Origin of the sequence: Pseudomonas sp. A6 (assembly GCF_052367875.1) — a bacterium.
GTDB lineage: Bacteria > Pseudomonadota > Gammaproteobacteria > Pseudomonadales > Pseudomonadaceae > Pseudomonas > Pseudomonas citronellolis.
Genome location: NZ_CP198970.1, coordinates 1,113,497 through 1,135,801, shown reverse-complemented (window position 1 = coordinate 1,135,801; position 22,305 = coordinate 1,113,497). Strand labels below are relative to the sequence as shown.

Annotated in this window: 17 protein-coding genes; 12 read left to right on the top strand and 5 right to left on the bottom strand. The window is 65.8% G+C overall.

Annotated features, from left to right (window positions below; genetic code table 11):
- Positions 1-129: 129 nt before the first annotated feature.
- The gene (locus ACTWJ5_RS05160) at positions 130-2,475 is read left to right on the top strand and encodes a DUF1631 domain-containing protein (protein ID WP_116422675.1); all 2,346 of its coding nucleotides are present in this window, start codon (positions 130-132) and stop codon (positions 2,473-2,475) included.
- 3 nt (positions 2,476-2,478) lie between these two features.
- A complete protein-coding gene (locus ACTWJ5_RS05155; RefSeq protein WP_043274046.1) occupies positions 2,479-2,811 on the top strand; it encodes a PilZ domain-containing protein in 333 nt (110 codons plus the stop codon).
- A gap of 413 nt (positions 2,812-3,224) precedes the next feature.
- Here the strand turns inward: ACTWJ5_RS05155 and clpB are convergent, their stop codons facing one another.
- The 4 genes from clpB to rluD form a co-directional block, all read right to left on the bottom strand.
- Positions 3,225-5,789, bottom strand: coding sequence for an ATP-dependent chaperone ClpB (gene clpB / locus ACTWJ5_RS05150; RefSeq protein ID WP_253390065.1), 2,565 nt, complete (start codon positions 5,787-5,789; stop codon positions 3,225-3,227).
- A gap of 78 nt (positions 5,790-5,867) precedes the next feature.
- Complete coding sequence (locus ACTWJ5_RS05145; protein ID WP_444437624.1) at positions 5,868-6,032, bottom strand: hypothetical protein; 165 nt, start codon at positions 6,030-6,032, stop codon at positions 5,868-5,870.
- A gap of 100 nt (positions 6,033-6,132) precedes the next feature.
- Positions 6,133-6,861 carry a peptidoglycan editing factor PgeF gene (gene pgeF, locus ACTWJ5_RS05140; protein WP_444437622.1) on the bottom strand — a complete coding sequence of 243 codons (729 nt, stop codon included), beginning with the start codon at positions 6,859-6,861 and terminating at the stop codon, positions 6,133-6,135.
- Complete coding sequence (gene rluD, locus ACTWJ5_RS05135; RefSeq protein WP_116422678.1) at positions 6,858-7,817, bottom strand: 23S rRNA pseudouridine(1911/1915/1917) synthase RluD; 960 nt, start codon at positions 7,815-7,817, stop codon at positions 6,858-6,860. Before rluD ends, pgeF begins: the two co-directional genes overlap by 4 nt.
- A 146-nt stretch (positions 7,818-7,963) precedes the next feature.
- On the opposite strand from rluD, the gene ACTWJ5_RS05130 reads away from it, so the two are divergent.
- From ACTWJ5_RS05130 to ACTWJ5_RS05115, 4 genes are all read left to right on the top strand, one after another.
- Entirely contained in the window at positions 7,964-8,977 is a 1,014-nt protein-coding gene (locus tag ACTWJ5_RS05130; RefSeq protein WP_074977475.1) for an outer membrane protein assembly factor BamD, read from the top strand.
- Positions 8,978-9,115: 138 nt separating this feature from the next.
- Positions 9,116-9,346, top strand: coding sequence for a PP0621 family protein (locus ACTWJ5_RS05125; protein WP_009617584.1), 231 nt, complete (start codon positions 9,116-9,118; stop codon positions 9,344-9,346).
- A complete protein-coding gene (locus tag ACTWJ5_RS05120) occupies positions 9,339-10,928 on the top strand; it encodes a sensor histidine kinase (protein ID WP_444437619.1) in 1,590 nt (529 codons plus the stop codon). Before ACTWJ5_RS05125 ends, ACTWJ5_RS05120 begins: the two co-directional genes overlap by 8 nt.
- 11 nt (positions 10,929-10,939) lie before the next feature.
- Positions 10,940-12,277, top strand: coding sequence for a sigma-54-dependent transcriptional regulator (locus tag ACTWJ5_RS05115; protein ID WP_256514291.1), 1,338 nt, complete (start codon positions 10,940-10,942; stop codon positions 12,275-12,277).
- Positions 12,278-13,012: 735 nt separating this feature from the next.
- Here ACTWJ5_RS05115 and thiO read toward each other — a convergent pair.
- A complete protein-coding gene (gene thiO / locus ACTWJ5_RS05110) occupies positions 13,013-14,122 on the bottom strand; it encodes a glycine oxidase ThiO (protein ID WP_444437617.1) in 1,110 nt (369 codons plus the stop codon).
- 178 nt (positions 14,123-14,300) lie between these two features.
- Between thiO and ACTWJ5_RS05105 the strand changes: the two genes are divergently transcribed.
- The 6 genes from ACTWJ5_RS05105 (at position 14,301) to ACTWJ5_RS05080 (ending at position 22,300) form a co-directional block, all read left to right on the top strand.
- On the top strand, positions 14,301-14,813 hold the full coding sequence (locus ACTWJ5_RS05105; protein WP_253390058.1) for a GspH/FimT family protein: 513 nt from the start codon (positions 14,301-14,303) through the stop codon (positions 14,811-14,813).
- A gap of 149 nt (positions 14,814-14,962) precedes the next feature.
- Positions 14,963-15,442 carry a GspH/FimT family pseudopilin gene (locus tag ACTWJ5_RS05100; protein ID WP_253390057.1) on the top strand — a complete coding sequence of 160 codons (480 nt, stop codon included), beginning with the start codon at positions 14,963-14,965 and terminating at the stop codon, positions 15,440-15,442.
- Positions 15,439-15,993 carry a type IV pilus modification protein PilV gene (pilV, locus tag ACTWJ5_RS05095; protein WP_061560710.1) on the top strand — a complete coding sequence of 185 codons (555 nt, stop codon included), beginning with the start codon at positions 15,439-15,441 and terminating at the stop codon, positions 15,991-15,993. The genes ACTWJ5_RS05100 and pilV overlap by 4 nt, the downstream gene beginning before the upstream one ends.
- Before the next feature lie 11 nt (positions 15,994-16,004).
- Positions 16,005-16,784: a PilW family protein gene (locus tag ACTWJ5_RS05090; protein WP_116422683.1), complete on the top strand. Its 780-nt coding sequence runs from the start codon at positions 16,005-16,007 to the stop codon at positions 16,782-16,784.
- Positions 16,781-17,314: a pilus assembly PilX family protein gene (locus tag ACTWJ5_RS05085; protein ID WP_181925953.1), complete on the top strand. Its 534-nt coding sequence runs from the start codon at positions 16,781-16,783 to the stop codon at positions 17,312-17,314. Before ACTWJ5_RS05090 ends, ACTWJ5_RS05085 begins: the two co-directional genes overlap by 4 nt.
- A 15-nt stretch (positions 17,315-17,329) precedes the next feature.
- On the top strand, positions 17,330-22,300 hold the full coding sequence (locus ACTWJ5_RS05080; RefSeq protein ID WP_444437614.1) for a PilC/PilY family type IV pilus protein: 4,971 nt from the start codon (positions 17,330-17,332) through the stop codon (positions 22,298-22,300).
- Positions 22,301-22,305: the final 5 nt, after the last annotated feature.

Here is a 22,305-nt window from a genome sequence, read left to right as displayed (position 1 = left end):
GGACTGTCAACCCTCTGATCCAAAAAGTTTTTCTTCTTTTTCTTTGCAGGCCGGCAGGCAGATTGCTATATCTGCATAAAACAAAGTTGCCCTCGCCTGCAGGCACTGAGATCACGGACAGGATCGCCCATGAGTTCGAAGGACACCCCGCCGTCTTCCAACGTCGCCAGCCGGGCCATCCAGCCACGCTTCGGCGAGCTGGTACAGGGCTGCCGGCAGTTGGCGATGAACCACCTGGCGGAACTCCTGGGAGCGGTCTTCGCCCAGGTCGACGACACCCTCTTCGAATGCGCAGAGAAGGCCGAGAACAACCAGGTGCAGGCGCTGTTCTTCGACAGCATGCGCGAGATCCGCCGCCAGCGCCCCACCCTTGAGCGCCTTTATCACCAGCGCTTCGCCAAGGGCCTTGGCGACTTCATGCAGGGCACCCTGCCCTCCCGGGCGCACCTGGAGGAGCTGGACGTCGAGCAGTTGTCCCTGGTCGGCAACGAGGAATACGAGGAAACCCTGCTCATCACCAACATGGTGAACCAGGTCAAGGCGCAGTGCGCGCAATCCCTGTTCGCCCTGGACCAGCGCCTGGCCCTGCTCAACAACGGCAGCAAGCTGGCCGAGGACAGCAACCCCTTCGGCCCCCAGGCGATCGCCCAGTGCTTCCGCGAGATGCTCGCGGAAAGCCGCTTCGCCCTGCGCATCAAGACCGTGCTCTATGTCTTGTTCGACCAGCAGGTGATGCGCAACCTGCCACCTCTATATGAACAACTGAACCGACGCCTGACCGAAGCCGGCATCCTGCCCAACCTGCGCTACCGCGCCCAGCAGGGCTCTCGCCCGGCACCACGCCCGAGTGCAGCGGCCCCCGGGCAAGCCACGCCAGCGGCGCCGGCCGATACTGGCAGCGGAGGCAGCAACGCCGCGGTGCCTCCCGGCGCCCCGGGCGCATCCGCCAGCACCGAAGCGCCGCCGCTGGACTTCAGCGAGCTGCCGCCCTACCCGCCCAGCGACCAGCAGGCGCTCTACGGCGGCCTCAACGCCCTGCTCGCCGAACACCGGCGGCGCGGCCTGGAGAACTTCGGCCATAGCGACAGCATCGCCCGCCTGACGCCACGCGGGGCGACCCGCACCTACAGCGCCGGGGAACTGCTCGACGCGCTCAATCGCCTGCAGCGTATCTCCGCCCAGGACCTCGCCCGGCGCATCCGCCAGCCCCAGGCGGTCCAGCAGTTCAAGGAGGACCTGCACCAGCAACTGGAAGCCGGCAGCGACCGCCCCGGGCAGAACAAGCTGACCGACCAGGAAGCCGACGTCATCGACCTGGTCGGCATGGTCTTCGACTTCATCCTCGACGACGAAAGCCTGCCGGACAGCTGCAAGACCACCCTCTCCCACCTGCACACGCCCTTCCTCAAGGTGGCCCTGCAGGACAAGGCGCTGTTCACCCAGCACCACCACCCGGCCCGCCGCCTGCTCAACGCCATGGCCCAGGCCGGCTCGCTGTACGGCGGCGACGGCGAGGAGCGCGGGCTGCTGGCGAAGATGCACTGGGTGGTCGAGCGGGTGATCCAGGACTTCGCCGGCGACCTGCGCCTGTTCGACGAGCTGCTCGGCGACTTCAACGAATACATCGGCAACATCCGCCAGAAGGCCGAACTGCGCGAACGCCGCGCCACCGAGGCGGCCCGCGGCCGCGACCGGCTGCTGGGCGCGCGCGAACAGGCGATCGAGGTCATCCGCAACGCCTGCGCCGAACGCGAACTACCGCAACTGGTGCGCAATTTTCTCGACCTCAGCTGGGCCGATGCCCTGACCTTCATCATCCTGCGCAACGGCGAGGACAGCGATGAATGGCGCCGCGCCTGCGAGATCGCCGAGCAACTGGCCTGGAGCGTCACGCCGCAGGACAGCGCCGGCCGCGAGCGCCTGCAAGCCATGCGCCCGGCGCTGCTGGAAGACCTGCGCAAGGGCCTGGAAGTGCTCGGCGGCTACCACGAGGAAGGCATCCGCCGCCTGCTGCAGGACCTGGTCGCCTGCCAGCACGCGATCCAGGCGCAGCAGCCGGAAATCGCCGCCAGGCTGCACCCCGAACTGCCGGAAAGCCCGCTGGGGGCGATGCTCGACGGCGAAAGCGTGGCCGAGCGGCAGACCGAGGAAAGCCTGTCCATCCGCGCCCGGGCGATCATGGAGGAACTGCGCCGCATCGAATTCGGCACCTGGTTCGAGTTCACCGACAGCACGCCGCCACGGCGCCTGAAGCTGTCCTGGTTCAGCCCCACCACGCGCAACTATATGTTCGTCGATCACCTGGGGCAGCGCGTCGCCGTCAAACCCATCGGCCAGTTGGCGCTGGAGATGGAACAGGGCAAGGTGCGCCTGGCCGGAGCCGGGGCCCAGCCCCTGGTCGACCGCGCGCTCGGCGCCATCTACCGCATGCTGCAGCGCTTTGCCGGGCGCCCCAACAGCCCATCCGAGGAGTAAGCGATGGACGAACGCCGCCAGCACAACCGGCACAGCACGGACCTGAAGGTCGAGGTCTTCGACCGCCACACCGGACGCAGCCTCGGCCGCCTGGCCGACCTCTCCGTCGAAGGCTTCATGCTCTGCGGCGTCGACGTGCCGGCAGCGGATTCGGTGCTGGAATGCCGCCTGGTGCCCCTGCCGCCGCTGCACGAGGTGGGCGAGATCACCCTGGGCGCCGACTGCCTGTGGAGCCGCAGTGGCGGCGAGGGTCAGCTGGGCTGGGCGGGCTTCCACATCATCGACCTGGCGGACGACCAGGCGAAGGCGCTGGAGGAGTTGATTGCGCATCTTTGAGGGGGCTTCGCGCTACGCGAACCATCCTCCGATATCCCATCATTTGCCGCGTTCCTCGTAGGAGCGAGCTTGCTCGCGAATGGTGCTTACCGGCAGCACAGGTGCCTTGGAGTGGCCCCGCTCCCTCTCCCCAGCCCTCTCCCTAAAGGGAGAGGGGGCTTGTCCGTGCCGAGAGAAGGAATGGTTTCAGTCGGGTATTGCCGTGATAGCCGGCTAACGCCACAGCACCGAACCCTGCCCAACGGTCCCCTCTCCCTTCAGGGAGAGGGTTAGGGAGAGGGCGTTCTTCAGGATATGCACCGAACCTGACCAGCAGAACGCTGTTCGCGAGCAAGCTCGCTCCTACAAAAGCAAAAAACAAAAGCAAAAAAGAAAAAGCCCCGCAACGCGGGGCTTTTCTATAGGCACCAAGATCAGGCAAACACGATCTCGTCGCCCTCCACCTTGGCATGGATCTTCGCCCCGGGAAGGAACTTGCCGGCCAGGATCAGCTGCGCCAGCGGGTTCTCGATCCAGCGCTGGATCGCCCGCTTCAGCGGCCGCGCGCCGTACACCGGGTCGAAGCCGACGGCGATCAGCTTGTCCATCGCCTCCGTGCTCAGTTCCAGGCTCAGCTCGCGTTCGGCCAGGCGCTTGCGCAGGCGGCCCATCTGGATCTCGGCGATGCCGGCGATCTGCTCGCGGGCCAGCGGTTCGAACACCACCACCTCGTCGATACGGTTGATGAACTCCGGACGGAAGTGCGCGTTCACCGCGTCCATCACCGCCGCGCGCTGGGCCTCCTGGTCGCCGACCAGTTCCTGGATCTGCGCCGAACCGAGGTTGGAGGTCATCACCACCACAGTGTTGCGGAAGTCCACGGTGCGGCCATGGCTGTCGGTCAGGCGACCGTCTTCGAGCACCTGCAGGAGGATGTTGAAGACGTCCGGGTGGGCTTTCTCCACCTCGTCCAGCAGCACCACCGAGTACGGCTTGCGGCGCACGGCTTCGGTCAGGTAGCCGCCTTCCTCATAGCCGACGTAGCCCGGCGGGGCGCCGATCAGGCGGGCCACCGAGTGTTTTTCCATGAACTCCGACATGTCGATGCGCACCAGCGCCTCTTCGGTGTCGAAGAGGAATTCGGCCAGGGCCTTGCACAGCTCGGTCTTGCCCACCCCGGTCGGGCCGAGGAACAGGAAGGAACCGCTGGGCCGGTTCGGATCGGCCAGGCCGGCGCGGGAGCGGCGCACGGCGTTGGCCACGGCCACCACCGCTTCGTGCTGGCCGATGACGCGCTTGTGCAGCTCGTCTTCCATGCGCAGCAGCTTCTCGCGCTCGCCTTCGAGCATCTTCGACACCGGGATGCCGGTCCACTTGGACACGACCTCGGCGATCTCCTCGTCGGTCACCTTGTTGCGCAGCAGCTGGTTCTCCGCCTTGCCGTGCTGGTCGACCATCTGCAGGCTGCGCTCAAGGTCCGGGATAACCCCGTACTGCAGCTCGGCCATGCGGTTCAGATCGCCCTTGCGGCGGGCCAGTTCCAGCTCGGTCCTGGCCTGCTCGATCTTCTGCTGGATCTGCGCCGAGCCTTGCACCTCGGCCTTCTCCGACTTCCAGATCTCTTCCAGGTCGGCGTATTCGCGTTCGAGCTTGGCGATGTCTTCTTCCAGCTTGGCCAGGCGCTTCTTGGTGGCCTCGTCGTCTTCCTTCTTCAGCGCCTCGCGCTCGATCTTCAACTGGATCAGCCGGCGGTCCAGGCGGTCCAGCTCCTCCGGCTTGGAGTCGATCTCCATGCGGATGCGGCTGGCGGCCTCGTCGATCAGGTCGATGGCCTTGTCCGGCAACTGGCGGTCGGTGATGTAGCGGTGCGACAACTTGGCCGCGGCGATGATGGCGCCGTCGGTGATGGTCACCCCGTGGTGCACCTCGTAGCGCTCCTTGAGGCCACGCAGGATGGCGATGGTGTCTTCCTCGCTGGGCTCGTCCACCAGCACCTTCTGGAAGCGCCGCTCCAGGGCCGCGTCCTTCTCGATGTACTGGCGGTATTCGTCCAGGGTGGTGGCGCCGACGCAGTGCAGCTCGCCGCGGGCCAGGGCCGGCTTGAGCATGTTGCCGGCGTCCATCGCGCCCTCGGCCTTGCCGGCGCCGACCATGGTGTGCAGTTCGTCGATGAACAGGATGATCCGCCCTTCCTGCTTGGACAGCTCGTTGAGCACCGCCTTCAGGCGCTCCTCGAACTCGCCGCGGAACTTGGCGCCGGCGATCAGCGCGCCCATGTCCAGGGCCAGCAGGCGCTTGTCCTTGAGGCCGTCGGGTACTTCGCCGTTGACGATGCGCTGGGCCAGGCCTTCGACGATGGCAGTCTTGCCCACACCAGGCTCGCCGATCAGCACCGGGTTGTTCTTGGTGCGCCGCTGCAGGACCTGGATGGTGCGGCGGATCTCGTCGTCACGGCCAATCACCGGGTCGAGCTTGCCGTCCTCGGCGCGCTTGGTCATGTCCACGGTGTACTTGTCCAGGGCCTGGCGCGACTCCTCGGCATTGGGGTCGTTGACCGCCTCGCCGCCGCGCAGGTTGTTCACCGCGTTCTCCAGGGCCTTCTTGCTCACGCCCTGGCCGAGCAGCAGCTTGCCGAGCTTGGCGTTGTCGTCCAGGGCGGCGAGCAGCACCAGTTCGCTGGAAATGAACTGGTCGCCCTTCTGCTGGGCCAGGCGGTCGGCCTGGTTGAGCAGGCGCGCCAGGTCCTGCGAGAGGTTCACGTCGCCGGTGGGATTCTGGATCTTCGGCAGCGCGTCCAGCTCTTTATTCAGGGCAGTGCGCAGGGCCGGGATATCGAAGCCGACCTGCATCAACAGGGGCTTGATGGAGCCGCCCTGCTGGTCGATCAGGGCGCAAAGCAGGTGCACCGGCTCGATGGCCGGGTGATCGTGGCCAACGGCCAGGGACTGGGCATCGGACAGCGCCAGTTGCAGCTTGCTGGTCAAACGGTCGATTCGCATGGAGTTCGTCCTTCCTTCTAGATAGCGGGTCGGGGCGATACCTGCCCCTGATGAAGAAACAACCCGCCGGGATGCCAGTTAGATAGGGACGATTTTGGCCGCTTCAAGCCAATTCGCCATGACACCGGTCAGTTCGTGCCGGCGCAAGGCCACCACGGCATAGGCATCCGAATGCAGGGGAAGGGTATTGCCGACTGCGCCGAGGCGCTCTTCGTAGGATGGGTTGAGCGAAGCGATACCCATCACCACGACCGCATGGGTTTCGCAGGCTCAACCCATCCTACGGGGCTGCGGAACCTGTTCGCGAGCAAGCTCGCTCCTACGAAGATCGGGAGCTACAGAGTCAGGCCAACCAGACCAGGCTGGCCTGGCGCCCGGTGCGCGGGTTGCGGCGGTAGGAATAGAAACGCTCGGTGTCGCTGAAGGTGCACAGCCCCCCACCGTAGACGGCGGTCACACCCCGCGCGGCCAGGCGGATACGTGCGAGCTGGTAGATGTCGGCCATGTAGCGGCCGGCATTCATGCTGGGCACGAAGGCCGCCTCGGCCTCGGCGTGGTCGGCGAGGAAGGCTTCACGGACTTCCGGGCCGACCTCGAAGGCCTGCGGGCCGATGGCCGGGCCGAGCCAGACCAGCACTTCATCGGCTGGCACCGCCAGCTTGTCCAACGTGGCTTCCAGCACGCCGCCGGCCAGCCCGCGCCAGCCGGCGTGGGCCGCCGCAACGCGGGTGCCGGCGCGGTCGCAGAACAGCGCCGGCAGGCAATCGGCGGTGAGCACCGCGCAGGCGATGCCCGGCGTGGCGCTCCAGTTGGCGTCGGCAGTAGCGACGCGGGACGGGTCGGCTTCCACCACCTCGATGCCGTGCACCTGGCTCAGCCAGGCCGGCCGACAGCCCTGCGCCTGCTCCAGGCGGCGGCGGTTCTCGGCCACCGCGGCCGGATCGTCGCCGACGTGGTCGCCGAGGTTGAAGCTGTCGAACGGCGCCTGGCTCACCCCGCCGGCGCGGGTGCTGACGCAGGCGCGCACGTTGGCCGGCGCCGGCCAGTCGGGGATGAGCCAGGGCGAGGTCATACGAAGGACTCGTTGTCCTGGCGCAGCAGGCTGAGCAGCCAGGTGAAGTCGTCAGGCAGCGGCGACTCCCACTTCATGCGCACGCCGGTGGCCGGGTGGTCCAGTTCGAGGAAGCGCGCGTGCAGCGCCTGGCGCGGGAAGTCGCGTAGCGACTCGACCAGGGTCGGGCTGGCTCCCGGCGGAATGCGGAAGCGCCCGCCGTAGACCGGGTCGCCCACCAGCGGGAAGCCGATGTGCGACATATGTACGCGGATCTGGTGGGTGCGGCCGGTCTCCAGCTTCACCCGGGTGTGGGTGTGCGAGCGGAAACGCTCCAGCACCCGGTAATGGCTGATCGCCTGCTTGCCGGTGGGCACCACCGCCATCTTCTGGCGCATCACGCCGTGGCGGCTGATGGGCGCATCGACCTTGCCGCCGGCGACTATCACTCCGACCACGATGGCCTCGTAGATACGGCTCACCGAGCGCGCCTGCAGTTGGGCAACCAGATTGGTGTGAGCTTCGAGGGTCTTGGCCACCACCATCAGGCCGGTGGTGTCCTTGTCCAGGCGGTGCACGATGCCGGCACGCGGCACGTTGGCCAGGTGCGGCACGTGGTGCAGCAGGGCGTTGAGCAGGGTGCCGTCCTGGTGCCCGGCGGCCGGGTGGACCACCAGCCCCGCGGGCTTGTCGATCACCAGGATGTGCTCGTCTTCGTAGACGATGTCCAGCTCGATGTCCTGGGCCTTCCACTCGCCCTGGGCCTCCAGTTGCACCTCCAGCGCCAGGCGCGAGCCGGCGTGGACGACGTCCTTCGGGCGCAGCACGGCGCCGTCGACGGTCAGGTGGCCGTCCTTGATCCAGCCGGCCAGGCGCGAGCGGGAGTGTTCGGGGAAGAGTTGTGCGGCGACCTGGTCGAGGCGTTGGCCTCCCAGGTCGAACGGCACTTCTGCCGCCAGTTGGATGAGATCGGACATGATGGGACGCAGTGGGCGCGCCACCTTTTGGTGGGCGGCACGCTGTGGTTAAATACGGGGCCTTTGTCCCAGGGGTTCGCCTGGGGCGCCAATCATAACAGACGGATGCGGCCGCGACAGCCGACCGTCCAGGGACGCAAGCCGCCATGCAAGTGAAACACCTGCTGCTGATCGCCACCCTCGTCTTGGTCTCCGCCTGCTCGTCCAAGGGCGACAAGGTCGACGAGAACCTGAGCGAGAGCCAGCTGTACCAGCAGGCGCAGGAAGACCTCGGCAACAACAGCTACACCAACGCCATCAACAAGCTGAAGGCGCTGGAGTCCCGCTACCCGTTCGGCCGCTACGCCGAGCAGGCGCAGCTGGAGCTGATCTACGCCAACTACAAGAACGCCGAGCCGGAAGCCGCGCGTTCGGCGGCAGAGCGCTTCATCCGCCTGCACCCGCAGCACCCGAACGTCGACTACGCCTACTACATGAAGGGTCTGGCCTCCTTCGACCAGGACCGCGGCCTGATGGCGCGCTTCCTGCCGCTGGACCTGACCAAGCGCGACCCGGGCGCGGCGCGCGACTCCTTCAACGAGTTCGCCCAGCTCACCAGCCGCTTCCCCAACAGCCGCTACGCCCCGGACGCCAAGGCGCGCATGGTCTACCTGCGCAACCTGCTGGCGGCCTACGAAGTGCACGTCGGCCACTACTACCTCAAGCGCAAGGCCTACGTGGCCGCCGCCAACCGTGGCCGCTACGTGGTGGAGAACTTCCAGGAGACCCCGGCCGTCGGCGATGGCCTGGCGATCATGACCGAGGCCTACCAGCGCCTGGGCCTGAACGACCTGGCCGACAGCAGCCTGCAGACCCTCAAGCTCAACTACCCGGACAACCCCAGCCTGAAGGACGGCCAGTTCGTACCCCGCGAGGACGACGACAGCAGCCGCTCCTGGCTGGCCAAGGCCACCCTCGGCTTGATCGACTCCAACACCGCGCCGCCGCAGATGGAAACCCAGGCGAGCAAGGACGTGATGCGCCAGTACGAGGACGCGCGCCAGCAGATCCCGCGCGAGCTGCAGCCGGAGCACCAGGACGAGGAAACCGAGAAGCCCGACACCAGCGGCAAGAAGAGCCACTCCTGGTGGCACTACCTGACCTTCGGCCTGGTCGACTGATCGACCCGCCATGCAGAGGGAGGCTCCGGCCTCCCTTTTTCATGCCCGCGCGAATCTTCCGCACAGTAGCGGACAGCGCGACTTGTACGCCGTGGTGGCTCGGATAAACTGCGGCTCTTCGAGAAAAAAGGGAACGCCATGGTCCGCCTGCTGTTCTGGATCCTCCTCATCGCCCTGATCTGGTGGCTGTGGCGCAAGGCTACCCGCCCGCAACGCCCGCCCCAGGCGCCGCCGGACGACCCGGCCGAGCCCATGGTCCGCTGCGCCCAGTGCGGCGTGCACGTGCCGCGCGCCAACGCGCTGCAGCACGAGCAGCGCTGGTACTGCAGCCAGGCCCATCTGCAGCAGGACAGCCAGCGGCATGGCTAAGGCCATCCCCATCAGCGGCCAGCAGGGGCAGCGCATCCTCCGCCTGTACCACCTGTACCGCCTGAGCATCGGCCTGCTGCTGGTGCTGCTGATTTCCAGCGACCTCGACGACCGGGTGCTCAACGTCGGCCAGTCGGCGCTGTTCCATGCCAGTTGCTGGAGCTACCTGATCGTCAACATCCTGATCGCCGTGCTGATGCCGACGCCGCGCCAGTTGCTGCCGATCTTCCTCCTGGCGCTGTTCGACATCCTCGCGCTGTGCGGCCTGTTCTACGCCGCCGGCGGCGTGCCCAGCGGCATCGGCAACCTGCTGGTGGTGGCGGTGGGCATCGCCAACATCCTGCTGCGCGGGCGCATCGGCCTGCTGATCGCCGCCGTCGCCGCGATCGGCATGATCTACCTGACCTTCTACCTCAGCCTCAGCCAGCCCACGGCGATCAACCACTACGTCCAGGCCGGCAGCCTCGGCGCCCTGAGCTTCGCCGCCGCGCTGCTGCTGCAGGGCCTGGCGCGGCGCCAGCAACTCACCGAGCACCTGGCCGAGGAACGCGCCACCACCGTGGCCAACCTCGAAGAACTCAACGCCCTCATCCTGCAGCGCATGCGCACCGGCATCCTGGTGCTGGACAGCCGGCACCGAGTGCTGCTGGCCAACCAGAGCGCCCTGGGCCTGCTGGCCCAGCCGGAACTGGCGGGCAAGCTCGCCACCGAGCATTGCCCGGAGCTGCTCGACAGCCTGCAGCAGTGGGAACGCAACCCCTCGCTGCGCCCGCCCAGCCTGCAGGCGCCCGAAGGCGGCCCCATGCTGCAGCCGAGCTTCATCCCGCTGCGCCGCGGCGAGGAACAGCACACCCTGGTATTCCTCGAGGACATCTCACAGATCGCCCAGCAGGCCCAGCAGCTCAAGCTGGCGGCCCTGGGCCGGCTGACCGCCGGCATCGCCCACGAGATCCGCAACCCGCTGGGCGCCATCAGCCACGCCGCGCAGCTGCTGCAGGAGTCCGAAGCGCTCGACGCCCCCGACCGGCGCCTGACGCAGATCATCCAGGACCAGTCGCGGCGCATGAACCTGGTGATCGAGAACGTCCTGCAATTGTCGCGGCGGCGCCAGGCCGAGCCGCAACAGCTGGACCTCAAGGAGTGGCTGCAGCGCTTCACCGACGAGCAGCGCGAAGGCCTGCGCGGCGACCAGCAGATCCACCTGCAACTGGGCAGCGGCGAGATCCAGACGCGCATGGACCCCAGCCAACTCACCCAGGTGCTGGGTAACCTGGTGCAGAATGGGTTACGGTACAGTGCCCGGCAGAACGGCAGCGGCCAGGTGTGGTTGAACCTGTTCCGCGACCGGGACAGCGACCTGCCGGTGCTGGAGGTGCTCGACGACGGCCCCGGCATCGCCCCGGAGCAGCTGGGCAAGCTGTTCGAACCCTTCTTCACCACCGAGAGCAAGGGCACCGGGCTGGGCCTGTACATTTCCCGCGAGCTGTGCGAAAGCAACCAGGCCCGCATCGACTTCAAGAACCGCGACGAAGGCGGTGGCAGCTTCCGCATCACCTTCGCCCACCCGCGCAAGCAGAGCTGACAGAAAAGAGCATGAGCCGGCAAAAAGCCCTGATCGTCGACGACGAACCGGATATCCGCGAGCTGCTGGAGATCACCCTCGGCCGCATGAAGCTGGACACCCGCAGCGCCCGCAACGTCAAGGAGGCCAAGGAATACCTGGCCCGCGAGCCCTTCGACCTGTGCCTGACCGACATGCGCCTGCCCGACGGCACCGGCATGGACCTGGTGCAGCACATCCAGCAGCGCCACCCGCAGGTGCCGGTGGCCATGATCACCGCCTTCGGCAGCCTGGACACCGCGGTCAACGCGCTCAAGGCTGGCGCCTTCGACTTCCTCACCAAGCCGGTGGACCTCGGCCGCCTGCGCGAACTGGTGGCCACGGCCCTGCGCCTGCGCTCGCCGGGTGCGGAAGACGCGCCGGTGGACAACCGCCTGCTGGGCGACTCGCCGCCCATGCGGCAGATGCGCAACCAGATCGCCAAGCTGGCGCGCAGCCAGGCGCCGGTCTACATCAGCGGCGAATCCGGCAGCGGCAAGGAGCTGGTGGCCCGGCTGATCCACGAACAGGGCCCGCGCAGCGAAGTGGCCTTCGTCCCGGTGAACTGCGGCGCCATTCCGTCCGAGCTGATGGAAAGCGAATTCTTCGGGCACAAGAAAGGCAGCTTCACCGGCGCCGTGGAAGACAAGCAGGGCCTGTTCCAGGCCGCCAACGGCGGCACTCTGTTCCTCGACGAGGTGGCCGACCTACCGTTGCCGATGCAGGTGAAACTGCTGCGCGCCATCCAGGAAAAGGCCGTGCGCGCAGTGGGCGGCCAGCAGGAAGTGGCGGTGGACGTGCGCGTGCTCTGCGCCACCCACAAGGACCTGGCCGCGGAAGTCGCCGCCGGCCGCTTCCGCCAGGACCTCTACTACCGCCTGAACGTCATCGAACTGCGCGTGCCGCCGCTGCGCGAGCGCCGCGAGGACATCCCGTTGCTCACCGAGCGCGTGCTCAAGCGCCTGGCCAGCGACAGCGGCCTGGCCGCGGCACAGGTCAGCCCCGAAGCCCTGGAGAAGCTCAAGAGCTACCGTTTCCCGGGCAACGTGCGCGAGCTGGAGAACATGCTCGAGCGCGCCTACACCCTGTGCGAGGACGATGTCATCCAGCCCCAGGACCTGCGTTTCGCCGAGGCCACCGGCGGCGGCGAAAGCGGCGAGGCCAGCCTGGCGCAGATCGACAATCTCGAGGATTACCTCGAAGAGATCGAGCGCAAGCTGATCATGCAGGCGCTGGAGGAAACCCGCTGGAACCGCACGGCCGCGGCCCAGCGATTGGGTCTGACGTTCCGTTCGATGCGCTATCGCTTGAAGAAGCTGGGTATCGATTGATCATGGGGGCTTGAGCCCCGTGGCATGGTCGTAATGCTATTTAATTAATGAAGAGCGAATGCCGTTTCTCTCCATGAGAGAAACGGCATTTTTCATATGGGGTGGGGCTAGGGCTTCGCGCGCGAATCCTGTCCTCCGCTCCACCCTTAACCCCGTCATTCCCGCGAACGCGGGAACCCAGAGGCTTAGGGGCTTGGTGTGACGCGCCGCTCCGAGTGTTCGGATGTCTCTTGTTTCGCCCCCTCGGGCGAGTCACTTCTTTCAAACGCCAAAGAAGTAACCAAGAAGGCTTGCCCCAACATACGGGCCCGATGAAGCCGGGCTACCCTCGCGAACTCCCCCGCCACGGAGGCCCGCCCCGAGGGTACATCCCTGTAGCCCGCGGGGCTCTCGCGACATCCATGTCGCATGACCTCCTGAGCGCGGGTTTCGCTCGGCCTTCTGAAGGGGCGTTTCGGTGCGCTCGGACGTCTCTCTGGAAGTCCAAGAGCAAACGCGCTTTTGCTTTTGCTCTTCGTAGGAGCGAGCTTGCTCGCGAACCCCGCAGTCACTGGGTTCCCGCGTTCGCGGAAATGACGGGGTGGGGTTAGGCATTTCAGGATGACTCCGGACTCCCCACCCACTCCAAACAGCCCCCTCTCCCTCCGGGAGAGGGCTGGGGTGAGGGCAACGGACTTCGCCGATACTCCGCGACCAAACCAACACACCTCACTTAAACAACCAGCCCCACACGCTCTACGCCAACGGCGTCGCCACCAACCGCCCTTCCGGCGCATAGGGTTGCGCCTCGATGATCGGCTCGCGCTTCAACATCAGGTCCGCCAGCAACCGGCAGGACGCCGGCGCCAACACCAGGCCGTTGCGGTAGTGCCCGGTGTTCAGCCAAAGCCCTTCGTAGCCCAACACCTGGCCGATGAAGGGAATACCCTCGGGCGAACCCGGCCGCAGCCCTGCCCAATGCCCCACCGGCGCCTGCCCGGCGAGCGCCGGCAGCAATTCCTCGGCGGATGCGCGCAGGCTGGCCAGGGCCTCGTCCGTGGGCGTCTTGTCGAAGCCGGCATGCTCCAGGGTGCTGCCTACCAGGATATGGCCGTCGCGCCGCGGAATGGCGTAGCGCCCCTTGGCCAGCACCATGCTGGACAGGAAATCCACCGCGCACTTGTAGAGAATCATCTGCCCCTTCACCGGCGCGACCGGCAGCTCCAGGCCCAGGCTGGCCAGCAACTCGCCGCTCCAGGCGCCGGCCGCCAGCACGGTCGCATCGGCCCGCAGCTCGCCGGCGGCGCAGCGCACGCCGCGAATGGAGCCCTGCTCCTGGATGAAACCGCTGACCTCGCAACCCTCAAGCACCTCGACGTTCGGCATACGCCGCAGCGCCTCGCGCAGCGAACGCGCCAGGCGCGGGTTGCGCACATTGGCCACGCCCGGCATGTGGACCGCTTTCTGGAAACCGGCCCCCAGCGCGGGGACGGCATCATGGGCCGCCGAAATGTCTACTTCCTGTAGCGGGCGGCCGTTGGCGCGGGCCCAGGCCAGCGCCTCGGCCTGGTCGTCCAGGTCCAGCCAGTAGAGACCGGTGACGTGCACCTCGGGGTCTACGCCGGTGTCCTCCAGCAGTTGCTGGCCCAGCGCCGGATAGAAGTCCTGCGACCAGTGCGCCAGGTTCGCCACCGCCCGGCTATAGCGCCAGGGGTAGAGCGGGGAAACGATGCCGCCGCCGGCCCAGGAGGCCTCGCGCCCGGTCTCGCCACGTTCGACCAGAGTCACCCGCAGCCCCTCGCGCCCCAGGGTCCAGGCGCTCAACAGCCCAACAACGCCACCACCGACAAGCAGAACATCCGACATACCGCTGCACCTCGAACCGACAGGAAACCGGACGGTCATCCGGCGCGCCACTATACCAACCCCACCGAAGCGAATCGCCCTACACTCTCGACAGAATCGACGCACAACACCCAAGGCCCAGATAACGGACCAGAAGAAAGATACTGCGGCAGCAAGGCAAAGCCAGGGACGGCTCCTCATGCCCAAGAATCGCGGATTCAGCCTGCTGGAAGCATTGCTCTCGATTCTCCTGCTCTCGCTGCTCGCCAGCCTGGCCATACCGGCCTTCAACAACCTGCTCCAGTCAAATCGCGCCCTTGTCGCCCTGCACAGCCTGCATGGCGCCCTGAGCCATGCCCGGCAAACCGCGGTACTGACCGGCCGCCCGGTCAGCGTCGTGGCCCACGAAGGCGATTGGGCCAAAGGCTGGGCGCTGTTCCACGACGACAACAACGACGGCCAGCAGCAATCCGGCGAACCCCGGCTGCGCCTCCACCCACCCCTGGAAGGCGTGCAGATATACCCGGACGAAACCTCCCGCAGCTACATCCACTACCGCCCCCAGGGCCAGGCCATCCGCCCCAACGGAGCCTTCCACGCCGGCCATTTCAGGATCTGTACCCAGCACGCCACAGCCCACCGGATCGTGATCAACCGCAGCGGCCGCATCCGCAACGAAAGCGCCCCCAGCGCCAGCCTCTGCCCACGCTGAGCAGCGCACAACCGCTCTGCGACCGAGGTCACAGAAGACCAGCGGACATGACCGGACATCGCGCGATTTGTATCGGCCATCCAACAAAAAGGGACATTTCCCACACAAATTGGCAGCATTTCCTTCAAGACAAACTGGAGGAATGCGCCATGTCGCGCCCCAAGGAAATGGCGGGGTTCACGTTGATCGAGTTGATGATCGTCGTAGCGCTGCTGGTGATATTCGTCAGCATCGCGCTACCCAGTTTCAGCTACCTGATCAAGACCAACCGGACTCAGAGCGCCGCCAGCGAACTCGCCTCCCTGCTGCAATACGCCCGCGCCGAAGCGGTGACGCGCAATGTCGATATCACCGCAGCAGCCAGCAACGGAGCCTGGACAGTCAGCCAGGGCAATACCGTCCTTCGCCAACTGGATAGCCAGCAAAGCACCCTCAGCATCCTGCCGGCCACTGCCTCGGTGACCTTCTATCCGAACGGCACCGCCTCCGCCAATACCAACATCTACATCTGCAACGACGGTGATGCCGCCACCGGCTATCAATTGACCGTCAGCGTGGCCGGACAGGTGAGACTGTGGCCTCGCGGCACGTCGGACGCAGGTGAAGCACTCGGGAGTTGCGGATCATGAATGACGTTCGCAGGCAATCCTCCGGCTTCAGCCTGATCGAGGTGCTGGTCGCCCTGCTGCTGATCTGCATCGGCGTGCTGGGCATGGTCGCCATGCAAGGACGCACAGTGCAGTACACCCAGGACTCCGTGCAGCGCAGCACCGCCGCCATGCTGGCCAACGAGATGTTGGAGACCATGCGCAGCAACCGCGACCAGGTCTATACCGCCAGCGGCAACCTCAACCCGAACTCGGCGTATTTCACCGGTAGCGACGGCTACCCGGAGGCTCCCGAGGAGGGAAGCTGCCAGCCGCTCCCCGCCAACGCCAACCCCGCCGAGCAGCTCAACTGCTGGCTGACCCGCGTGCAGGAGACACTGCCCGGCGCCAGCGGTCTGGCAGCCGAGGTGCACGTCTGCCGCGCGGGGAGCAGCGCCGGCACTTGTGGCAGCGCGGGCCGCGCCATCGAAATCCAGGTGGCCTGGCGGGTGAAGAACGGCGAGTGCATGGATGCGGCGGACAGCGGCGACGACAAGACCATTTGCCGCTATCGGGTAAGAGCGGAAATCTGAGGCGGACCAGCATGCAGAAGCGCCAGCAAGGCCTGTCCCTGATCGAGCTGATGGTCGCCCTGACCGTCAGCAGTTTCCTGATCATCGGGATAGTGCAGATATTCATCGACAACAAGAACACCTTCGTCTTCCAGCAGGCCCAGACGGAGAATCAGGGAAACAGCCGCTACACCTTCCTGCTGCTCGACCAGGAACTGAGCAAGACCGGCTACCGGCGCCAGCCCGACCGCGGGTTCGATACCAGTTTCCCGGCGGCAGACTCAAGCAGCGGAGCCCCGGATGGATGCGCATTCGCCAAGGGCCAGACTGTCACGCTGGCCAGCGACAGCGGCATCTGCATCCGCTATGAACCCCGCGACCCCGACGAGCGCAATTGCCTGGGGGCGAAGCCCGCCGACGCAACCGTTCCCGACGAGCCCTACACCACCAGCACGCTGACTGTGATGGAAAAGTTCTTCATCGAAGACAACGAACTCAAGTGTGCAGCGGGTGAAGATGAGCCAGAAGCCATCCTAAGAGGCGTCGCCGACATTCAGTTCGAATACGGAGTCGGCCCGCAGACCGATGAACGCCAGGTCAACACCTACACGACCTCCCCGGGCACCCTGCCGATCCGGGCCGTGCGCTATGCCGCCCTGATGGTGAGTTCGGTCAATGCCCGCCAGGGCATGGACAGCGCCACCCTGACGCAATGGAAGACCCGCTACCCCGACTCCGGCATCGGCACCGACAACGGGCAGCTCTACCAGATCGCCCAAGGCTCGATCACCCTCAGGAACCTCATGCCATGAATGCATCCCGCCATTCGCAGCAGGGCGCGATCCTGTTCGTCTCGCTGATCATCCTGCTGGTCATCTCCGTGCTGGCCATCTCCAGCGTCCGCCAGTCGGCCCTGGAGGCCCGCATCACCGGCAGCGTGGCCGAGGAGAAGCGCCTGTTCAACAGCGCCGAATCGGCGCTACGCAACACCGAGGAGACCCTCAGCGAGTCGCTGCTGCCGCCCGATCGTTGCCCGGCGGACGCCACAACCGATGACCTGCCCTGCATCTGGAACAAGACCGCCAACGATTATGCCCAGGACTTCTCCGACGCCATGGGCTACACCGGCAACGGCGTTACCCCCTCCTCGCAGACCACCAGTGTCAGTCGCTACATGATCGCCGCTCCCAGCGGCAATGTCGGCGGCCAGTCGATCAACCCCGAGTACGGCTCGATGATGCTGGGCAACGGCACCTTCTTCTATGAAGTGAACAGCCGCGCCTCCAGCAACAACCGCGAGGCCCCACTGCGCTCCGTGGTGGCCCGGGTATACAACAACTGACCCCCAGGCACTGACATGAAGACTCTCCGCCAAACCGCGATCAACGCCAGCGCCAGCCTGCTCTGCGCCCTCCTGCTTCCGTGCGCCAGCGCCTGGGCAGACATCGACATCTCGCGCACCCCGGTCTTCGTCAACGACTCGGTGCCACCGCTGAACATGCTGGTCATGGGCCGTGACCACAAGCTGTATTACGAGGCCTACAACGACGCCTCCGACCTCAATGGCGACGGCATTCTCGACGTGGGCTACAAGGGGCACCTGGACAAGGACCACGGCGGCATCGACTACTACGGCTACTTCAACTCGTTCGCCTGCTACGACTATAGCGACGGCCGCTTCAGCCCGGTCAGCGCCACCACCAACAAGAAGTGCCCGGGGCACTGGAGCGGCGACTTCCTCAACTACCTGGCCACCTCGCGCATGGACGCCCTGCGCAAGGTGCTCTACGGCGGCTACCGGGTGGAGGACACCACCACCTCCACCGTGCTGCAAGGCTCCTACATCCCCCAGGACGACCACGCCTGGGGCAAGGAATACCTGAGCGAGGCCTACGACGGCTACCGCATTTCCGACTACACCCCGCTGAGCCAGCCGGCGGCCGGTGGCTACCGGCACCTGTTCGCCGTGGTGTCGCTGACCCAGGACACCGGCGTACCGCAGTTGCGCACCCTGACCAACACCAGCTTCCGTATCTGGAACTGGGTGTCGAAGGAGCGGCCGGTAGCCGGCAGCACCTGCGTGAACAGCGCCGGCTCGGAAGTCAACTGCACCAGCGGCGGCCCCAGTGGCGGCAACTGGACCATAGTGCCCGCCGACCAGATGTCGGGCCTTACGCTCACCACCTGGAAGGACTCGCGCTCGACTTCCACCAGCAAGTCGCAGATGGATGAGCTGTTCGGATCGACCTACAGCAATACCAGCTCGAGATGCGGCACAGGCACAGCCCCCTTCACCAATATCAACAGCCCGCAGAATTTCACCAACCCCTACTCTGCCAACGGCTGTGGCCAGGACAGCTATCACACCCTGATCACCGGCACGCTCACCCCCGCCCTCAGCGGCGTCTACCAATTCTCTGTGGACGGTGACGACGCCGTCGAATTCCAGGTCAACGGGGTTACCGCCTCGTACTACGGTGATCACGGCAAGTCAGGTAGCGGTGGTACCGGTACTACCGCTAGCGTCACACTCACGGCGGGCACGGCCTACTCCTTCACCTTCCGTCACGAGGAAAACGGCGGCGACGCCAACTTCTACCTGTACTGGAAGACCCCGGCCACCGGCACCAGCGAGATGACCGACAGGAACGTCAAGGTCTCGGTCTGCCCCAGCGGAACCGACAACGCCGGCCTGCGCGAAAGCAACTGCATCGCCTATGGCAACAACTTCAAGCCGACCGGCATCCTTCACGACTACGGCGCCACCAACAAGATGTACTTCGGCCTGCTCACCGGCTCGTTCCAGAAGAACATCAGCGGCGGCGTGCTGCGCAGCCAGTTGCAGAGCTTCTCCAAGGAGTACAGCTCGACCACCGGGCAATACTGCTTCGCCGGCACCAACGTGTGCGGTTCCGACGGCGTGAGCAACGGCATCGTGGCGACCATCAACAAGCTGCGCATCATCGACTTCAACTACGGCGACCATACCTACGGCTGCGGCTGGATCACCACGCGCCCGATCACTCAGAACGACACCTGCTACATGTGGGGCAATCCGATCGGCGAAATGATGTACGAGACGATGCGCTACTTCTCCGGTGAAACAACGCCCACCAGCACCTATGACTATGGCTCCGGCAACAGCAAAGACAAGGACGTGCTGGGCCTTCCGCGCATCGGCACCTGGACCCCGCCCTACAAGTCGACCGCCAACCCCAATGGCTACCCCGTGTGCTCGGTCCCGGCCATGACGGTCATCAGCGACATCAACCCGTCCTATGACTTCAAGCTGCCGGGCAGCAAATGGTCCACCGACGTTTCGGCGCCCTCCTCAGGATCGCTGGCGGGCCTGAACGTCTCCACCGAGGCGGACAAGATCTGGGCAGCCGAAGGGGGTGGCAGCAAGTCCATCTTCATCGGCGAATCCAACGGTGTCGCCGACAGCGCCCCCACAGCCAAGACCGTCAGCAACCTGTCCACCGTCCGCGGTTTGGCGCCGGAGGAGCCCAGCAAGCAGGGCACCTACTACTCCGCTGCCGTGGCGCGCTATGGCGCGAACAACAAGATCGGCGGCGACAAGGCCCTGTTGACCTACTCGGTGGCACTGGCCTCGCCCCTGCCGACCATCAAGTTCCCCGTCACCAGCAATGGCGTCACCAGCGTGGTGACCGTGGTGCCTTTCGCCAAGTCCGTCGGTGGCAGCAGCATCGACGCGAACGGCAGCTTCCAGCCTACCGACCAGATCGTCGACTACTACGTGGAGAAGTTCGCCAATACTTCGCCAGCCTGTAATGGCGGCACGCCCAGCCTGGTCAGCGACTGCGACACCACCCTCAACGGCGGCCGTCCCTACGCCAAGTTCCGCATCAACTACGAGGACGTGGAACAGGGCGCCGACCATGACATGGACGCCATCGCCCTGTATGAATTGCTGGTCAACGATCAGGGCAAGCTGGTCATCAACATGACCTCCGAATACGCCGCCGGCGGCATCGACCAGCACATGGGCTATGTGATCTCCGGCACCACCAAGGACGGTATCTACCTGGAGGTCAAGGACCAGGGCGGCAACAACGTCGCCTACAAGCTGGATACCCCCGATGGTCGCGATCCCAACTACTGCAACGCGACCACCAAACCCAACGACTGCACCCTGAGCCGGCTCAGCTCCTCGCGTACCTTCACCCTGTCGGGCACCCCGGCGGCCACCTTCCTGGAGAACCCGTTGTGGTACGCCGCCAAGTACGGCACCAACGCGACCAACAACGACACCGATGGCAACGGCGTGCCGGACAACTACTTCCTGGTCACCAACGCCCTGACGCTGAAGGACCAGTTGAACAAAGCGTTCAACGACATCTACCAGCGCAACAGCTCCGTCTCCACCCCGTCGGTGGAACGCCTGCAACCCGGCGCCTCGATCAGCGACGCGCGCTCGGTATACCGCTCCAACTTCCTGGTGGACGACTGGTCGGGCGACCTGATCAAGGAGACCATCAACCCGGCCACCTTCGCCCGCACCGTGGTCTGGCACGCCAAGGACCAGTTCCCGAGCACCCGCAACATAAAGTTCAGGGGCAGCAACGGCAGCCTGGCCACCCTCACCCACAGCAACCTGTCGGGCGTGACCTACAACGGCGTCGACCTGCAGACCACCCTGACCTCCGCGCAGCTCGGTTACGTGCTGGGCGACCGCAGCGGCGAAGGCAGCAGCTTCCGCCGGCGCAGCACCCTGCTGGGTGACATCATCAACTCCAACCCAGTGGTGGTCTCCGGTGCCCAGTACCTGGCCTACCTGGCAGGCGCCATCGATGGCGGCTACCAGAAGTACGCCGACTTCATCGAAGCCAAGAAGACTCGCCGCACCCAGGTCTACGTCGGCGCCAACGACGGCATGTTGCACGCCTTCGACGGCACCACTGGGGCGGAGAAGTTCGCCTTCGTGCCCCGCGCCGTCATCCCGAACCTGCAGTACCTGAGCAGCAAGGACTACACCGCCGCCCAGCACCGCTGGTTCGTCGACGGCAGCCTGACCGTGCGCGACGTCTACTACGACGACGCCTGGCACACCGTGCTGGTGGGTACCCTCGGCGCCGGCGGCAAGTCCGCCTTCGCCCTGGACGTGACCGACCCGGACAACATCGCCCTGCTCTGGGAGTTCGACGACGACAACGCCAGCAGCAAGGACGGCACCAACACGACGCTGAGCAACCTCGGCTTCACCATCCCCACCCCGGTGGTCGCCCGCCTGCACAGCGGACAATGGGGCGTGCTGCTGCCCAACGGCTACAACAGCGCCAACAACAGCAGCGGCAAGGCGGTGATGTACGTGCTGAACATCAAGACCGGCGCCGTCCTCAAGACACTGGAAGCACAGGGCGTCGCCGGCACCAACGGCCTGTCCAGCATCCGCGGCGCCGACAACAACAGCGACGGCATCATCGACTACGCCTACGCCGGCGACCTGCAGGGTAACCTGTGGCGCTTCGACCTGATCGACAGCTCCGCCACCAACCCCTTCGCCAACACCGACGTCCAGGCCTCGACCTTCAAGACATCCTTCAACGGTACCCCGCTGTACGTGGCCAAGGATGCCGACGGCAGTGACGGTGTGCGCCAGCCGATCACCGCGCCGCCATCGTTGGTACGCCATCCCTCGACCACCGGCTACCTGGTGATCTTCGGTACCGGCCGCTACCTGGGCACCGTCGACAAGACCGGTCCGTTCCAGCTACAGACGCTCTACGGCATCTGGGACAAGAAGACCAAGGGCGAAGCGGCCACCAGCACGCCAAGCCTGTCGCGAGCCAGCCTGCAAGGGCAGACCATTTCGTCCCAGGTGAACGCTGTGACCTTCGCCGACAACACGGCCAACACCTTCGATATCCGTCTGCTCAGCCAGAACAGCGTGGACTGGGCGACCAAAAGCGGCTGGTACCTGAACCTCCAGGTCACTGGGGGCAGCCTGGTAGGCGAGCGGATCGTCGACGAAATGGCGGCCCGTGGTCAGGCACTGCTGATCAACACCCGCACACCCAGCCTGGATGTCTGCCAGGCCGGCGTGGAAGGCTGGTCGTACGGCCTCGACCCTTATACCGGCGGCCGCGCCGACTTCAATATCTTCGACTTCAGCCAGAACTTCGTGGTCGACCAGGGTGACGCCTACGTTTCCGGCGACACCAGCCAGGTGGTCTCCGGCTACAAGACCCCGGCCGGTGGTGCGGCGCTTTCCGGCAATACCCGCTTCACCGCCGACGGCGCGCCGATGAATATCAGCTTCGGCCCTGAGTCCACCGGACGCCAGACCTGGCGCGTAGCCCCGCAATGAGGAAG

Coding starts and splice junctions, on each gene's coding strand:
- ACTWJ5_RS05160 (WP_116422675.1), top strand. CDS start 130: ATGAGTTCGAAGGACACCCCGCCGTCTTCCAACGTCGCCAGCCGGGCC.
- ACTWJ5_RS05155 (WP_043274046.1), top strand. CDS start 2,479: ATGGACGAACGCCGCCAGCACAACCGGCACAGCACGGACCTGAAGGTC.
- clpB (WP_253390065.1), bottom strand. CDS start 5,789: ATGCGAATCGACCGTTTGACCAGCAAGCTGCAACTGGCGCTGTCCGAT.
- ACTWJ5_RS05145 (WP_444437624.1), bottom strand. CDS start 6,032: ATGGGTATCGCTTCGCTCAACCCATCCTACGAAGAGCGCCTCGGCGCA.
- pgeF (WP_444437622.1), bottom strand. CDS start 6,861: ATGACCTCGCCCTGGCTCATCCCCGACTGGCCGGCGCCGGCCAACGTG.
- rluD (WP_116422678.1), bottom strand. CDS start 7,817: ATGTCCGATCTCATCCAACTGGCGGCAGAAGTGCCGTTCGACCTGGGA.
- ACTWJ5_RS05130 (WP_074977475.1), top strand. CDS start 7,964: ATGCAAGTGAAACACCTGCTGCTGATCGCCACCCTCGTCTTGGTCTCC.
- ACTWJ5_RS05125 (WP_009617584.1), top strand. CDS start 9,116: ATGGTCCGCCTGCTGTTCTGGATCCTCCTCATCGCCCTGATCTGGTGG.
- ACTWJ5_RS05120 (WP_444437619.1), top strand. CDS start 9,339: ATGGCTAAGGCCATCCCCATCAGCGGCCAGCAGGGGCAGCGCATCCTC.
- ACTWJ5_RS05115 (WP_256514291.1), top strand. CDS start 10,940: ATGAGCCGGCAAAAAGCCCTGATCGTCGACGACGAACCGGATATCCGC.
- thiO (WP_444437617.1), bottom strand. CDS start 14,122: ATGTCGGATGTTCTGCTTGTCGGTGGTGGCGTTGTTGGGCTGTTGAGC.
- ACTWJ5_RS05105 (WP_253390058.1), top strand. CDS start 14,301: ATGCCCAAGAATCGCGGATTCAGCCTGCTGGAAGCATTGCTCTCGATT.
- ACTWJ5_RS05100 (WP_253390057.1), top strand. CDS start 14,963: ATGTCGCGCCCCAAGGAAATGGCGGGGTTCACGTTGATCGAGTTGATG.
- pilV (WP_061560710.1), top strand. CDS start 15,439: ATGAATGACGTTCGCAGGCAATCCTCCGGCTTCAGCCTGATCGAGGTG.
- ACTWJ5_RS05090 (WP_116422683.1), top strand. CDS start 16,005: ATGCAGAAGCGCCAGCAAGGCCTGTCCCTGATCGAGCTGATGGTCGCC.
- ACTWJ5_RS05085 (WP_181925953.1), top strand. CDS start 16,781: ATGAATGCATCCCGCCATTCGCAGCAGGGCGCGATCCTGTTCGTCTCG.
- ACTWJ5_RS05080 (WP_444437614.1), top strand. CDS start 17,330: ATGAAGACTCTCCGCCAAACCGCGATCAACGCCAGCGCCAGCCTGCTC.